The organism is Sinorhizobium prairiense, assembly GCF_029201645.2.
Lineage (GTDB): Bacteria > Pseudomonadota > Alphaproteobacteria > Rhizobiales > Rhizobiaceae > Sinorhizobium > Sinorhizobium meliloti_A.
Window position 1 is genome coordinate 1,308,996 of sequence record NZ_CP104133.1, and the last position, 15,389, is coordinate 1,324,384.

The 15,389-nt window shown below is 63.1% G+C and carries 12 protein-coding genes; 9 read left to right on the forward strand and 3 right to left on the reverse strand.

Annotated features, from left to right (window positions below; translation table 11 throughout):
- Nucleotides 1-39 precede the first annotated feature (39 nt).
- The 3 genes from N0Q91_RS29470 (at nt 40) to N0Q91_RS29480 (ending at nt 4,094) form a co-directional block, all read left to right on the forward strand.
- Nucleotides 40-2,151, forward strand: a complete 2,112-nt coding sequence (locus N0Q91_RS29470) for a mechanosensitive ion channel family protein (protein WP_275599007.1) — start codon at nt 40-42, stop codon at nt 2,149-2,151.
- A gap of 78 nt (nt 2,152-2,229) precedes the next feature.
- Nucleotides 2,230-3,327 (forward strand): glycosyltransferase family 4 protein, encoded by a 1,098-nt coding sequence (locus tag N0Q91_RS29475; RefSeq protein WP_275599008.1) that lies wholly within the window; start codon nt 2,230-2,232, stop codon nt 3,325-3,327.
- Nucleotides 3,324-4,094, forward strand: coding sequence for a polysaccharide deacetylase family protein (locus tag N0Q91_RS29480; RefSeq protein WP_275599009.1), 771 nt, complete (start codon nt 3,324-3,326; stop codon nt 4,092-4,094). The genes N0Q91_RS29475 and N0Q91_RS29480 overlap by 4 nt, the downstream gene beginning before the upstream one ends.
- A gap of 21 nt (nt 4,095-4,115) precedes the next feature.
- Here the strand turns inward: N0Q91_RS29480 and N0Q91_RS29485 are convergent, their stop codons facing one another.
- Nucleotides 4,116-6,488: an aconitate hydratase AcnA gene (locus tag N0Q91_RS29485; protein WP_275599760.1), complete on the reverse strand. Its 2,373-nt coding sequence runs from the start codon at nt 6,486-6,488 to the stop codon at nt 4,116-4,118.
- On the opposite strand from N0Q91_RS29485, the gene otnK reads away from it, so the two are divergent.
- The 4 genes from otnK to N0Q91_RS29505 all read left to right on the forward strand — a co-directional run bounded on the left by otnK (nt 6,453) and on the right by N0Q91_RS29505 (nt 9,934).
- Nucleotides 6,453-7,667, forward strand: coding sequence for a 3-oxo-tetronate kinase (gene otnK, locus N0Q91_RS29490; RefSeq protein ID WP_275599761.1), 1,215 nt, complete (start codon nt 6,453-6,455; stop codon nt 7,665-7,667). The genes N0Q91_RS29485 and otnK overlap by 36 nt on opposite strands.
- Nucleotides 7,668-7,791: 124 nt before the next feature.
- Nucleotides 7,792-9,192 carry an NAD-dependent succinate-semialdehyde dehydrogenase gene (locus N0Q91_RS29495; RefSeq protein ID WP_275599010.1) on the forward strand — a complete coding sequence of 467 codons (1,401 nt, stop codon included), beginning with the start codon at nt 7,792-7,794 and terminating at the stop codon, nt 9,190-9,192.
- An 11-nt stretch (nt 9,193-9,203) separates the two neighbouring features.
- Nucleotides 9,204-9,620, forward strand: a complete 417-nt coding sequence (locus tag N0Q91_RS29500) for a cupin domain-containing protein (RefSeq protein WP_275599011.1) — start codon at nt 9,204-9,206, stop codon at nt 9,618-9,620.
- Entirely contained in the window at nt 9,617-9,934 is a 318-nt protein-coding gene (locus N0Q91_RS29505; RefSeq protein WP_275599012.1) for an antibiotic biosynthesis monooxygenase family protein, read from the forward strand. The genes N0Q91_RS29500 and N0Q91_RS29505 overlap by 4 nt, the downstream gene beginning before the upstream one ends.
- Nucleotides 9,935-9,995: 61 nt before the next feature.
- Here N0Q91_RS29505 and N0Q91_RS29510 read toward each other — a convergent pair whose 3' ends face one another.
- Complete coding sequence (locus N0Q91_RS29510) at nt 9,996-10,826, reverse strand: MBL fold metallo-hydrolase (protein ID WP_102762356.1); 831 nt, start codon at nt 10,824-10,826, stop codon at nt 9,996-9,998.
- 229 nt (nt 10,827-11,055) lie between these two features.
- Between N0Q91_RS29510 and N0Q91_RS29515 the strand changes: the two genes are divergently transcribed.
- Nucleotides 11,056-12,276, forward strand: a complete 1,221-nt coding sequence (locus tag N0Q91_RS29515) for a DUF3095 domain-containing protein (protein WP_275599013.1) — start codon at nt 11,056-11,058, stop codon at nt 12,274-12,276.
- Here the strand turns inward: N0Q91_RS29515 and N0Q91_RS29520 are convergent.
- A complete protein-coding gene (locus N0Q91_RS29520) occupies nt 12,247-13,584 on the reverse strand; it encodes a nucleotide sugar dehydrogenase (RefSeq protein WP_275599014.1) in 1,338 nt (445 codons plus the stop codon). The two genes, N0Q91_RS29515 and N0Q91_RS29520, sit on opposite strands and share 30 nt — an antisense overlap.
- Nucleotides 13,585-14,031: 447 nt before the next feature.
- On the opposite strand from N0Q91_RS29520, the gene N0Q91_RS29525 reads away from it, so the two are divergent.
- Entirely contained in the window at nt 14,032-15,381 is a 1,350-nt protein-coding gene (locus N0Q91_RS29525; RefSeq protein WP_100670486.1) for an adenylate/guanylate cyclase domain-containing protein, read from the forward strand.
- Nucleotides 15,382-15,389 lie beyond the last annotated feature (8 nt).

The window sequence follows — 15,389 nt, forward strand, 5'->3', positions numbered from 1 at the left end:
TATCATCGCCGAGTGGTCTGGCGATCAGGGGGCTATCGCATGGGTGCAGGTGTAGGGCGCGTCGCAGCAGTCGTTGTCTTTTTTCTCCAACTGATCTTTGCTTCTGCGGCTCTCTCGGCGGCTCAAGAGCCGGGGGCAGCGCCTCCGGCCAAGGTTCAGCAGCTCATTCAGCTGCTGGATGATCCCGAGGTCCGTCAATGGATCGAGACCAGGCAGGGGATCGAGGCCAGGCAGGCCGCCTCCGCGCCCGTTGCCGCCACGCCGCCCCAGAGCTTCGCTTCACGCTGGATGGCCGAGGCCAGGAGACACCTTACTGCGCTTCTGAATGCCGCGCCGCGCGTATTGCCCGAATGGCAGGCGGCACGAGACCGTGTGTACGGCGACATGGAGAGACAGGGAAGATTGCCGATCATCTGGGCTTTTGCCCTGGTTCTGCTGATCGGCTACGGCGCAGAGTTCCTTCTGCGCCATCTCCTGCGGCGAAGCGCCAGCCGCAACAACGTGCAGGCAGGAAGCGGGTTGGCGGCCTTCGTTCGCATCGCGCCGCTTGTCGCCTTCGCCATTGCGGCCGTCGCTGCTTTCGTGATCGCCGATTGGCCGCGTCACCTCGGGGCAGCGGTGGCGCCGCTCCTGATCGCATGGATCGTGGCTCGACTTCTGATCGCGATCGCATCGGCCGTGTTGACGCCGGCCATCTCGGAGGGGGATCAGGCGAGGTCGTATGTATCGCTTGCTCCGCATCGTGCCCGTTACTGGCTCAGGCGGTCCGTATACTTCATCTGCACCGTCGCTTTCGTATGGGCCGTCGGCGATGTGATGCGCGCGCTCGCGTTTCCCGAAGACGTGCGCAACCTCACCGGCGCGGTCCTGGGGCTCTTCGTTCTCGGACTGGCGATCGACACGACCTTGCGCCGGCCGATCGCCGAGATGGCGCCCGCGCGTCGCATCCTGCGAAATTCCTTGATCGTTTCCTTCCTGGTCTTGCTCTGGGTCTTCTGGGTTGCAGGCATGGATGTGCTGTTCTGGCTCGGCGTCTATGCCCTCGGTCTGCCGCCTCTGCTGCGCTTCACCAGCGCCGCGACCAGAACGATGCTGGATGCTGCCGCGGCGGAGGACTTCCGCGTCCTGCGCAATGTTCTGATCGAGCGAGGGGCGAGGCTCGTGATCATCGCGCTCGCGGCCGTATGGCTTGCCATGACCTTCCGCATCGACGGCGCGCAGATGATGCAGGACGATGCCTTCAACCGCATCTTCCGCGGCGTGCTGGCCGGCATCGTCATACTGCTTGCGGCCGATCTCGTCTGGCAGCTTGCCAAGGAATCCATCAACGTGCGCATGGCGCGCGCCAGCCTGACCGTGCAGGATTCCTCCGAGTTCGCGCGCAACACGCGCCTGCGCACGCTGCTGCCGATCTTGCGCAATTTCCTTGCGGCCTTCATCGCGGTCGTCGCCGGTATGATGGTGCTTTCGGGCCTTGGCGTCGCAGTCGGTCCGTTGATCGCCGGCGCCGGGGTCTTCGGCGTCGCCATCGGCTTCGGCTCCCAGACGCTCGTCAAGGATATCATCAGCGGCATCTTCTACATGATGGACGATGCCTTCCGGGTCGGCGAATATATACAGAGCGGCAGCTACAAGGGCACGGTGGAGTCCTTCAGCATCCGCTCCGTAAAGCTGCGACATCACCGGGGACCGGTGTTCACCGTGCCCTTCGGCTCGCTCGGCGCGGTGCAGAACATGAGTCGCGACTGGGTCATCGACAAGTTCCTGATCAATGTTTCCTATGACTCCGACGTCGCCAAGGTGAAGAAGGTCGTGAAGGGCATCGGGGCTTCCTTGCTCGAAGACCCGGAGCTCGCGCCGATGATCATCGAAACGGTGAAGATGAAAGGCGTGGAGCAGTTCGGCGATTACGGCATAACGCTGAGCTTCGCCATGAAAACCAAGCCGGGCCACCAGACCCAGGTGAGAAGAAGGGCCCAGGCCATGATCAAGGAGGCCTTCAAGACCAATGGCATCCAGTTCGCCTCGCCGACGGTCCAGGTGGCCGGAGACGACGTGCAATCGGCGCCGGCGGCAGCTGCCGCGACACGCGACGCGATCGCCAAGAAGAACGCGGCGCTCGCCCAAGGCGGGGAGGCAGCGGCGGAATAGCCGGGGCACTGCAGCCGCACGTCGGCGGGGCTGGGGGCCAGTTGACATCGCGACGGGAGGCGGGATAGCTCGCGCCGAATGAACATCGCCTTTCATGCGCCACTGAAATCACCCGACCACCCTGTCCCTTCCGGCGACAGGCAGATGGCACGCATGCTGATCGAAGCGCTGCGGCTGGCAGGTCACGACGTCAGCATTGCCTCGGAGCTGCGCACCTTCTCGCGTGAAGCCTCGGATGCGGCATTTTCAGCGTTCCGCAAGGAGGCCGAAGGGGAGATTGCGAGGCTTCGGCGGCTCTGGCAGTCGAAAGGGCCGCCCGACCTCTGGTTTTGCTACCACCCGTACTACAAGGCTCCGGATCTCATTGGTCCCGCGCTTTCGGCGGAGTTCTCCATTCCATACGTTACTGCCGAGAGTTCTTATTCCTTTCGGCGCAACCTGGGGTCATGGAAACTTGCGCAAGATGCGGTCGCCGCCGGTGCAAGGCAGGCTGCGGTCAATATCTGTTTCACCCATCGTGACCGCGAGGGTCTCGAAGAGGCGGTACCCGAAGTGCGCTCTGCGCTGCTCGCCCCTTTCATCGATGTGTCGCCGTTTCGCGACCTGCGAAGGACCGGGGCCGGCGGCAACCGCCTGCTTGCCGTCGCGATGATGCGTCAGGGCGACAAGATGGATAGTTATCGCATGCTTGCCCGCGCGCTCGCCCTCGTCGCCGATGTGCCCTGGACGCTCACGGTGGTGGGCGACGGCCCTGCACGGGCTGACGTATCGGAAGCCTTTTCGGCCTTTCCCGCAGGACGGCTGGATTGGCTTGGCGAAAGGCCGCCTCAGGCGATTCCGGAGATTCTCGCCGGCGGCGACCTCTATGTCTGGCCGGGCTGCGGGGAGGCCTACGGCTTGTCCTATCTGGAGGCGCAGGCTGCAGGCCTCGCGGTCGTCGCGCAGCGCACGGCGGGTGTGCCGGAAGTCGTACGTGACGGCGAAACGGGATATCTGACGACGGCCGGGGACATCGACGCACTGGCGGCAGCGGTGCGGCGCTTCCTCGTGGACGGATCCCTACGCAGACAATTTGGCGAGCGCGCGCGGCGCTTCGTTTTCGAGCACCGCTCGCTTCCCGCCGCCGCCGCACGTCTCTCGGGGATCTTCGCCGATTTCGTTGGGAGTGCGAAATGACGATCGCATCGATCTGGGAAACGCTGGCCGACAGGCTCGATCGCCTGCAGGAGGCAGGCCAATCGGTCGACTTTTGGCTGCGGGACGACGACGCCGTCGAGCCGACGGCCGCGCTCCACCGATTGCTCGACCTCACCGACCGCTTTTCGGTGCCGGTGACCTTAGCCGTCATTCCGGCATGTACCGACGAGCGCCTTTCGCGCTGCCTTGCCGGCCGACCGCTTGTCGATGTTGCCGTCCACGGGTGGTCCCATCAAAACCATGCCCCCGCTACAGAAAAACGCCAGGAACTAGGAGGTCACAGGTCGCGCGAGATGGTTGCGTCCGACTTGCGCGCCGGTTGGGCGCGTCTGCGCGCGCTTTATCCTGCCGCTATGGTCCCGCTCCTCGTTCCGCCATGGAACCGGATCGACCCGGGGCTGGTGCCCGGACTGCACGAGATCGGCTTTAGGGCCCTTTCGGTTTTCGGACCGGAGGACGGGAAAAAATCCGCCGTGTTACGCGTCCCGGGGCTGCAGCTCATAAACGCCCATGTGGATGTGATGGACTGGCACGGCACCCGCGGCTGCCGCCCTCATGGCGAGATCCTTCGCGACATCGATCGCCGGCTGGATGAAATCGAGAAGGGCGGCGGGACGGTGGGAATTCTCACCCACCACCTCGTTCACGACGAGAGCGTATGGGAATTCCTATCCAGACTTTTCGACATCACCGCCTCGCACGCTGCCTGCCGCTGGCGCAGGGTTGCGGATCTTTTAGGCCAATGACAATTTCCAGCCCGATGGCATCTATTTACTTCCTTCCTTAGTAAATGCGCCGCCCGGTATGGGGCGAACGAAATCGGGCGTCTTGGGTACCACCAGTTCCGCCAGGTGGCGGTCAAGAATGAGGGAAATCATCCCGCCAGCGACAAGCGTTTCAACCTCCTGCTCCGTCTCCACCGCTGCGCGCGCCGTCAATGTCTTGGCTGCGCCAGAGGCGCTCAGCAAGACCAGCCTGATACCGCAGCGCGCTTCTATGTGCCTGGCGTCAACTTCGATGAGGTCCAGTGCCGAAAGTGAGGGAATTGTGTTCTCGATGACGATGGGCAGGATTCCCATGCCGATCAGGTTCGTGCGGTGGATGCGCTCGAAACTTCTGGCGATGACGGCGCGCACACCAAGCAGCGCAAGGCCCTTGGCTGCCCAGTCGCGCGAAGAACCGGCGCCATATCGCTCACCGGCTACGATCACGACGGAGCGCCCTTCCTGCCGGTAGCGTTCGGCCACCTCCCATAGCGGGCCTTCATCCATGGTAGGGGCATACACGGTTCTTGAGGCCGGTCGCCCGTCAAGCAGGAGGTTGGACGCCGTGGGATTGTCGAAGAGACCGCGGACCATGGCCGCCCAGTTCCCGCGTCTGGCCGCATAGACGTTGAGGTCGTTTGGCGGATCGCCGGCCGCAACGAGATGGCGTCCGGCATAACTCTCGGCATCGATCTGGCCGGCGGGCGAGATGTGATCCGTGGTCATGTCGTCGCCCAGCACGAGCAGCGGATGGGCCGTATAGGTTCCGAGCCGATTGGTGTTGCTCGCGACGGCAAAGGGCGGTCGCCGGATATAGGTGGAGATTTCATCCCAGGGAAATGTTGGAGAGGATGGCGCCTCGAGGGCAAGCCATGCATCGTTCTTCGTGGCGTCGTGAAACGCCCGGCCAAAATCCTCGCACTGCGAAAAGTCACGCAAAATGGCATCGATTTCCTCATCGGACGGGAGGAGATCGCCAAGGCAGACGGCGGATCCGTCCGCGGTGTCCGCGACTTTGACATTCAGCGGATCCCGACAGAATTTTCCGATCAGCGAGAGGGCGACGACATGCGGCGGCGAGGCGAGGAAGCCGAACTGCAGGCTCGGATGCACCCGGCCGGGGAAGTTGCGATTGCCCGAGAGAAGGGCGGCGGCGACAGTGCCATTGGCGATTGCTTCGGCCATGTCCGGCTGGAGCGGCCCCGAATTTCCGATGCAGGTGGTGCATCCATGACCCACGATGTTGAAGCCGGTCGCCTCCAGATCCGTCAGCAGTCCGCTTCTTCTCAGGAAGAGTTCGGCAGACGGCGAGCCCGGCGCCAATGATGTCTTGACCCAGTGAGGCGGCCGCAGACCGAGCCTGTTTGCCTTGCGGGCCACAAGACCAGCGGCAGCTAGCAGACGCTGGTCGGAGGTGTTGGTGCAACTCGTGATGGCCGCGATAGCAATCGCGCCGTCCGGAATCCCGTTGGATATCTCCTCAAACGGCCTGCCGGCTGCCGTCTCCAAGGCAGATGCAGCCTCAGTCAGCGCGCATTTGTCCTGCGGGCGCCGCGGCCCGGCAAGAAGGGGACGCACATTGCCGAGATCAAGTTCGACGACCCGACTGTAGCGCGGCTCCGCGTCCGGATCGAACCAGAGCCCCATCGCTCGGGCGACACCTTCAACCATTGAGCCGTGCTCCGCCCTTCGGCCGGTTCGCCGCAGGTACTCGATAGTCTGTCCGTCGATTGGGAAATAGCCGGTCGTCGCACCATATTCGGGCGCCATATTGGCGATGACGGCGCGGTCGCCGCCGGTGAGCGTCGACACCCCTGGCCCGAAGAATTCGACAAACTCTCCCGAGACCTTGTGGCGCCGCAGGAGGTGCGTGACCTCCAGGGCAAGGTCTGTCGAGAGCACGCCGGGGCACAGCCGCCCGGTCAGGCGCACGCCGACGACCTCCGGCAGCCGTATCGTGACCGGAAAACCAAAGAGGACGCTTTCCGCCTCCAGCCCGCCAACGCCCCAGGCGAGAACTCCGATGCCGTTGATCATCGGCGTATGACTGTCAGTGCCGATGAGCGTGTCCGGCGTCGCCCAGGTTTCGTCGTTCCGCTCCTCGAGACGGATGACGGTCGCCAGCTGCTCGAGATTGAGCGTGTGCATGATCCCGGTGCCAGGCGGATGCACCGTAACACCTGGAAGGGCTTGGGTTGCCCATTTCATCAGGCGGTAGCGCTCGCTGTTGCGCTCCATTTCGCGTTGCATGTTAAAGGCGCGGGACCGAGGCTGTCCATACATGTCGACGCCCGTGTCATTGCGGACGATTTCACCGGGGCGAGCGACATCGCCAACACGATCGCGAAGGGCCTGCCGGGGCAGGGCGGCCTTCACACCGTCCAATGTCTAGGTGTTCCGAGCGCTGCCGCCGACGCGGAGGTCGAGGCGGGCGTGATTGCGCTGAAGAGCCGCTCCATCGATGCGGCCGTAGCCGTCGAGCAATCGCTGGAGGCGCTGAAATGGCTGCTCGATCAGGGCTGCGAGCAGATCGTCTTCAAATATTGCTCGACGTTCGATTCCACGCCGGCCGGAAACATCGGTCCGGTCGCGGAGGCGCTCGCCGACGCGCTTGCCGTGAAGGGTGTCGTCGTCTGCCCGGCATTCCCAGGGGCCGGACGCACGATATATCAGGGGCATATCTTTGTAAAAGATCGTCTTCTTGACGAGTCTGGTCTGGAGAACCACCCGCTCAATCCAATGACCGATGCCGATATCCGCCGTTGGCTACGGCTGCAGACGACCTCGGATGTCGGACATGTCGACATTGCCACCGTCCGCAGCGGGACTTCGGCGATCGAGGCCGCCTTGCGCAGGCATGGCGATGACAACCATGTTCTCGTAGTCGTCGATGCGATCACCGATGACGACCTCGTCGTGATCGGCAAGGCTGTCGCCGATCATCGCCTTGTCACGGGAGGATCCGGGATTGCGATCGGGCTGCCGGCAAATTTTATCGCCCGCGGGTTAGCCAAGGGACAGAGTTCGGCGAGCTTCGGCGTTGATGGTCCGGAGGCCATTCTTGCCGGCAGTTGTTCCGGCGCGACGCGGGAACAGGTGGACCTCCATCGGAATTCTTATCCGACGCTCGCCATCGATGTTGCCGGCGTCATGAATGGAACGGTGACGACGGTCGACCTGACTTCGTTCCTGCTTGCCAACCGGGGAAAGGCACCCCTCGTCTATTCCTCGGGCACCCCTGACGAGGTTCAGGCGATCCAGGCGCGCTTTGGCCGGGAAAAGGTCGCCGAAGCCCTCGACCATCTCTTTGCCGAGACGGCACGGGAACTGATCGGCGCGGGCATACGCCGGCTGGTCGTTGCCGGCGGGGAAACATCGGGCGCGGTGGTTTCGGCGCTCGATCTTGGCACGCTGACAATCGGGTCTGAGATCGACCCGGGCGTCCCGGTCCTTCTGTCGAAAGGAGATGATCCGGTGGCGCTCGCGCTGAAGTCAGGAAACTTCGGCGCCCCGGATTTTTTCACAAAGGCCTTGGAGAGGCTTGCAGGACGATGAGTGCAGGAAACAAGCTCCGCGAGGACATCGTGGACGGTGTGCTTGCGAGCAGCCGCGACCTGCGTTGACGACGTGCGAGGCCACGCAAGGCTTTACTCAATCAAGAAGAATGAAGGAGATGGCGATGATCGTCACGACCAATCCGGCCACCGGCGAGGAACTTGCCCGCTACGAACTCCATGACGATGCCTTTGTCGATGCAGCGCTTTCCGCCGCCGCAAAGACGCAAAAGGCGTGGCGCAAGAAGCCTGTCCAAGAGCGGGTTCGACTGCTTGGCGCCATGGCCAGGGTGCTGCGTGCCGGCAAGCCGCGCTATGCTGAGATGATCACGCGCGAGATGGGCAAGCCGATCGTCGAGGCCGAGGCGGAAATCGAAAAATGCGCCTACAACTGCGACTTCTATGCCGAGCACGCGGCGCAATACCTCGCCGACGAAACGGTCGCCTCGAATGCGTCCGAAAGCGCCGTCGTCTTCGAGCCGCTTGGTGTTGTCCTCGCCATCATGCCCTGGAACTATCCGTTCTGGCAGTTTTTCCGTTTTGCAGCGCCGGCTTTCGCCGCGGGGAACGGCGCCGTACTGAAGCACGCGAACAATGTGCCGGAATGTGCACTTGCCATCGAGGAAATCATGCGCGAGGCAGGTTGCCCAGAGGGCCTCTTTGCCACCCTGCTGATCGAGCCGGCCAAAGTGGCCGGCATCATTGCGGACGACAGGATCGCAGCTGTCACGCTGACGGGCTCCACCGAAGTGGGTGCCATCGTTGCGTCGCAGGCCGGCAAGGCGCTGAAAAAGCAGGTGCTGGAACTCGGAGGTTCCGACCCCTTCATCGTGCTTGCCGACGCCGATCTTGAAGAGGCGACAAACGTCGCGGTCAAGGCGCGCTACATCAATGTCGGGCAGTCCTGTGTCAACGCCAAGCGCTTCATCGTCGAAGAAGCGATCGCCGACCGTTTCGTCGAGCTCTTCTGCGAGAAAGCCGCGCAACTGAAATTGGGCGATCCCATGGAGCGCGATACCGGTATCGGTCCGATGGCACGGGAAAACCTGATGAGCAGCCTGCACGCGCAGGTCGAAAAGACAATTGCGGCGGGCGCTGAACGCAGGCTCGGCGGCGCGCCGCTGAGCCGGCAAGGCTATTTTTATCCGCCGACCGTGCTCGATCATGTGCGCCCCGAGATGGCCGCCTTCTGCGAGGAGACCTTTGGGCCGGTCGCAGCCATCATCCGCGTCAGGGATGCCGAAGAAGCGGTTCGGCTGGCCAATCAGACCGAATACGGTCTCGGCTCGGCGATCTGGACCGCGGATGTAGAGCGTGCACGCCGGCTCGCGCGCGACATCGATGCGGGCGCCGTCTTCATCAACGGCATGGTCGCGTCCGATCCCCGATACCCCTTCGGCGGCATCAAGCGTTCAGGCTACGGCCGCGAGCTCGGTGTCTACGGCATCCGCGAGTTCGTCAACATCAAGACCGTCTGGATCGGCCCGGCCAACGCAGCCCAGCCTGTCGCCAAGGCGCCGGAATAAGGAGAACCCAGATGACCCAGCCAGCAATCCTTCGCCCAAAGGAGCTCAAGAGCAATGATCGTGGCAACGGCGCCCGCACGACGCCGCTCGTGACGCGCAAATGCGGCTCGACCACCATGATCAACGGCATCACCGCTTTCGACCCTGGCGCCGCGATCGGTCTTCACAAACATAATTGCGAAGAGAGCGTGATGGTCCTCGACGGGCAGGCCATTGCCGAAATCGACGGGGTCCGATACCCGCTCGGACCCAACGACACGACCTGGATCCCGGCAAACGTTCCCCATCGCTTCATCAATGCGTCCGAGACCGAGCCAATGCGCATTTTTTGGATCTATGCCTCCATCGATGCGACCCGGACCATGATCGCTACCGGAGAGGAGCGCCCGATCGATGCGGAACACCATCAGCAGGGAGCGAAATCATGATCGTTGAAGTCGCGGAGATTTCCGTCAAACCCGGCAGCGAGGCGCAATTCGAAGCGGGCGTGTCACGAGCGGCACCCCTGTTTCTGAGGGCGAAAGGCTGCCACGGCGTGGCGCTGCACCGGGTCGTCGAGACGCCGCATCTTTATCGTCTGCTGGTCAAATGGGACACGGTCGACGACCACATGGTCGGCTTCCGCAATTCTGATGATTTCCAGGAATGGCGGCGTCTCGTCAGCCCTTATTTCGACGGCGTGCCAAAGGTGACCCATTCCGAGGGGGTGGCTTTGCTCAGAGAGGGCGGACAGGAGTGCTGACGCCTGGGTTGTGACCGGCGCGAATCAGCCGAGCATTTCAGCAGTAACCGTGTCACAGATCTTATAGATCGATGACCTGACGGTCGCACGCGGCAAAGGCACCCGAGAAGAAAGCCTGGACTTCCTGTTCCATGGCGGCGAGTGCGGCGTCGGTGCGCGACGGATCGTGGTGGAACATGGCGAGGCGCGTGACGCCGGCGGCTTTGGCGAGCTTTGATCCATGCATCCCGGTCGAGTGTCCGTAGCCGCGAAAGGTCGGCATCTCGCTTTCCAGATAGGTGCAGTCATAGATCATCAGATCGGCTCCGGCGATGAAATCGAGGAGTGCGGGGTCGAGAATCCCCGGTTCGTGTTCCGTGTCGTAGACGAGCGCGACCGCCCGTCCGCCCCATTCGATACGGTAGCCGACACATCCCCCGGGATGCACGAGGCTCATGGTGCGAATGGAAATGTCTTCTCGCGGCGATAGTGTTTCACCCGGACGGAAATCGACGGTGTCGAGGCTCGCCTGGCAGATGCCCGTTCCGACCGGGAACCATGGCGGTCTCATGAACTCGTTGATCATTTCGGCCGTGGACATCGTGCCGTGGAGATGGCCGGACCAGAAGCGGACGGCGGAGCTGCAGCGGTAGATCGGCTTGAAATAGGGCAGGCCGATGATGTGATCGTAATGGGTGTGGGTGAAAAAAACGTCGAACTCGGCGATACCTTCGGACATCAGCGACAGCCCGGCTTCGCGCAGGCCCGAGCCCGCGTCGAATATCAACACCTCTTTGCCGCAGCGAATTTCGATGCAGGGCGTATTTCCTCCGTAGTGCAGGAACTGCTCGCCGGATACCGGCAAGCTGCCTCTTACGCCCCAAAACTTCACTCGAAATGTATCGTCCTGCATTCCGTTCCGGCTTTATCCTGCCTGCCGTAGCATTTTGCCCGGGCGTAGTGATTAGACAAGCACAAATCATGAGGGTCCTGCAATGCCATTGGCGCCGTCGCGCACGCATTGCATGGCGAGAAGAGAAATCTATCCATTGAAGCGAAGGTGCTTTATCCGTCGTAATCGGCTGAAAATCGCTCCAGCCTGGAAATCAGCAACAGATGTCGCCTCTAGGAGTTTGGCAACGATGGTGCAGCCGGCCGACAGGGAATTTTATGCGGGCCTTCCTCTTTTCGAGGCATTCGAAGGGGTCGCCGACGAGGCCAACTACCGGCCCTTGCCCGACGGCTGGTGGCTCGCCGTTGCCGATATCGTCAATTCGACGGGAGCGATCGCCGAAGGGCGATACAAGAGCGTGAACATGGCGGGCGCGAGCGTCATCTCGGCGCTCATGAACGGGCTCGACGAGAAAAACCTCGCATTCGTCTTCGGTGGCGACGGGGCGCTCGCTGCCGTGCCCGGAACGCTGGCGGCAAAAGCGAGGGACGTGCTCGCCGCGGCCAAGACATGGGTGGCGGAGGAACTGGGCCTTGAGCTTCGCGCCGCAATCGTCCCGGTATCCGACGTGCGCGCCAGCGGGTTCGACATGCGTGTCGCCCGCTTTAAGGCGAGCGAGGAGGTCTCCTACGCCATGTTTTCCGGCGGTGGTGCCAGTTGGGCGGAAGCGGAAATGAAGGCGGGCCGCTACCAGATCGAGGCCGCGCCGCCCGGCACGAGACCCGACCTGACAGGATTGTCATGCCGCTGGAATCCGATCGTCTCGCACCACGGAGCGATCGTCTCCATTATCGCGGTGCCGGGGGAGCGGGGCATCGGTCCGGAATACCAGGCGCTGATCGGCGACATCGTGTCCCTGGCCGAGGGGGAGGAGCGAGGCGGGCACCCGGTACCGGAAAAAGGACCCGAGCCGCACCTTTCCGTGCGCGGCATTACGGTGGAATCGCGCGCCGTCGCGCCGAGGGGCCGGCGCTTCCTCGCCTGGTCCTTCGTTGCGGCGCAGAGCCTTGCACTGTTTCTCTGTTTCAGGCTCGGCATCAATTTCGGACCGTTCGACGTCAAGCGATACGCGCGCGACCTCGCCAGCAATTCGGACTTCCGCAAGTTCGACGACGCGCTGAAGATGACGATCGACGTCAGTCTCGATCGGCTGCGCCGTATCGAGGAACGGCTGAAGCAGGGAGCGGCGGCGGGCATATGCCGCTACGGGCTGCACCGGCAGGATTCGGCGCTGATGACGTGCATCGTTCCGAGCCCGATGAGCAGAGACCACATGCACTTCATCGACGGTGCGGCCGGCGGCTACGCAGTGGCCGCCCGGAACCTGAAGGCCGGTCTTTCCGAAGGGGACCTGTCACGCATCGGGGATATTCCCCCGCGGTCAAGCCTTGACGATGTGCTCGGCAGCTAGGCCGTGGCGCGCGAAGACGTTGCGCGTGTCGACGATCAGCGGCGCCCAATCGGCAAGCGCGGCATAGTCCACCGCGTCGTGGTCGGTCGCGATAAGCACGGCATCGAAGCCGCGAACCGTCGCTTGGTCGAAGACGACCGACCGCCGGCCCTTCAAGGCCATGTGTTCTCGGGTCGAGGGAATTTCATCCACATGGGGGTCGTAGAAGGCGGCCCTGCCGCCACGCTCCTCGATGAGTTCTATCAGCTTCAGGGAGGGGCTTTCACGAATGTCCGGAACATTCTTCTTGTAGGCGAGGCCGATGACGAGGACCGCCGAGCGGCTGAGCGCCTTTCCCTCCCGCCGGTCGAGCGCCTCGGCGAGCCTTGCCACGACGTGACGGGGCATTGCCGAATTGATCTCCCCGGCGAGCTCGATGAAGCGCGTCGGCAGCTCGTACTCCCGGGATTTCCATGTCAGATAAAACGGATCGATGGGAATGCAGTGGCCGCCGAGCCCGGGTCCCGGATAGAAGGGCATGTAACCGAAGGGCTTCGTCTTGGCGGCATCGATCACCTCCCAGACATCGATGCCCATCGCCTCGTAGACGACCTTTAGTTCGTTCACGAGGGCGATGTTGACGGCGCGGAAGATATTCTCGGTCAGTTTCACCGCCTCTGCGGTCGCGTTGGACGAAACCGGAACCACCGTCGTGACCACGGCGGCATAGAACCGCTCCATCAGCGCTGCGGCCGTTGGGCCGTCTCCGGCCACGACCTTGGGGATGCTCGTGGTCTCGTAAGCGCGATTGCCCGGGTCTTCCCGCTCCGGCGAGAATCCGACGAAGAAGTCGGCGCCGGACTTGAGCCCCGTTTCCTCCAGGATGGAGCGCACGATACCGTCGGTGGTGCCGGGATAGGTGGTCGACTCCAGAACGACGAGCTGACCCGGCCGCAAGCGGTCAGCGATCTCGCGCGACGTATTCTCCACGAAGGAGAGGTCGGGATCGCGGTGCCTGGTGAGCGGGGTCGGCACGCAGATGATGATGACGTCGCAAAGGCCGAGATCCGAAAAGTCGGTCGTGGAGCGGAACCGCCCGGCGCCGGCTTCACGGGCAAGCGCCGCGTCCGAAACCGCTTCGATATAGGAGCTCCCGGCGTCGAGCGCGACGATCTTGCCCGGGTCTATGTCGAAACCGGTGACATGGAAGCCGGAGCGCGCGATTGCAACGGCAAGCGGCAGGCCGACATAGCCGAGGCCGATCACACCGACGCGGGCGGTGCGGCGGGAGATCGATTCGAGCAGCCTGTCGTGATGCGGAGAGGTCAAGATTGGCTTCCAGTTCTGTTGCCGGGAGGGCCGCTTCAGCGATCCGGCTGCGGAGCCCGGTGCCGTTTTGTTGGCGGGAAAGCCACCGCAAGTCAAGCGCGGCGCGCCGTCGGCGAAGCCGCACGCCTCAAGGCCTGCGTCGTTTTGTCTGGCCCGGGCAGGCGCGCGGTCGTGAGGGACCCCAGCAATTTCAGGGTGCAATGCGCAGGGCTGTTGCGTGTACGATCCGGCAACGATCAAAAATCGCTCGTGGTCTCTGGAAAATGTGCTCCCCGGTGAATATCTGCAGGAGCGCAGCGGTGACCCGATCGCTGCACGAACGGCCGCGGGAGGCGGCGGGAGCCTTCTTTCACCGACGGGTACCCACTCAGTGCTACCGCGAGCGAGCGATCGCTGCTTCGCGGTCGGCGCCGGTGGCGACCGTTGCCGCGACGATGAGGACATGGCATGAGCCCGATCAACGACAACGTTTCCCAAATCCTCCTGGACAAGGTCGCCGACTGGCTCATGCGAACCTCGCTCAGCGACGAAACACTCGAAACCATCGTGCGCGGTTTCTGTGAGCGGTTGGCGGCGGCGGGCCTGCCGCTCATGCGCGTCCATCTGTCTTTCTCGATGCTTCACCCGCTTTACGACGCCCTCGGCTTCACCTGGTGGCGAGGTCAGGGTGTCGAGGTGAGCGGTCTGCGCCATGAGGAATTGGCGCTCAATCCCGAGCGATTCCTGCACAGCCCGTATTATTACCTGCTCAGCAACAATCTCGATCATGTCAGGCGCCGGATCGATCCCGCCTTGCCCTCGGAGTTTCCGATTCTGGACGAGCTGAAGGAGCAGGGAGCGACCGACTACATAGCCTTCATGCAACCTCTTGGAGCCGAATCCGAACACGGAATGGTCGGCTCGTGGACGACGGACCGTCAGGGAGGTTTCAGCGACGACGTCATTGCGGCCCTTCTCAGACTTCAGAACCATCTGGCGATCGCTGCCAAAGTGGCCGTGCTCGGCAAGCTCGCCGACAACATGCTGACCACCTATCTTGGCGCCAATGCCGGGCGCCGCGTGATGAGCGGCCAGGTCCGGCGGGGCGACGGCGAGACGGTACGCGCAGTTCTCGTCATGGCGGATATGCGCCAGTCGACGATGCTTGCCGAAAAGGAAGGCCGGCAGGCTTATATCGAGTCGTTGAACGGATTCTTCGACGCGATCGCCACGCCCTTCAACCGCAACGGCGGACAGATACTGAGCTTCATCGGCGACGGCTTCATCGGCGTCTACCCCTGCGGCCGACATAAGGAGCCGTCGGAGATGGCCAGCCGCGAGGCATTCGCCGCCGTGGGCGCGGCGACGGCGCGCATGGCCGCCCTCAACGCGGAACGCAGGACGCAGGGCCGCGACCCAATCGGCTACGGCATCGCCCTGCATGTCGGGAACGTCATGTTCGGCAATGTCGGCCTGCGCGACCGGCTGACCTTCTCGGTGTTCGGCTCTGCGGTGAACGAGGTACAGCGGCTGCAGAATCTGACGAAGAAATATGACCACAGCGTCGTCGCGAGCGAGGCCTTCGTGAATTATTGCGGCGGGGAATGGCAAACGCTCGGGCAGGAGAAACTGCGCGGGGTTCGTCAGAAGTTCACGGTCCTCTACCCGCGGGATACCGCACTTGCCGCAATCGCGCAGGAGCGGGCATATGATGCAACCGAGGATGGACTTTCCGAGGCCGAGCATGTCATGTTGCTCTACCGCAACAAGAAGCGGCCGCCCGGCCCGCGCGGTCTGATCGACAAGATGCTGCAATGAGGGGACCG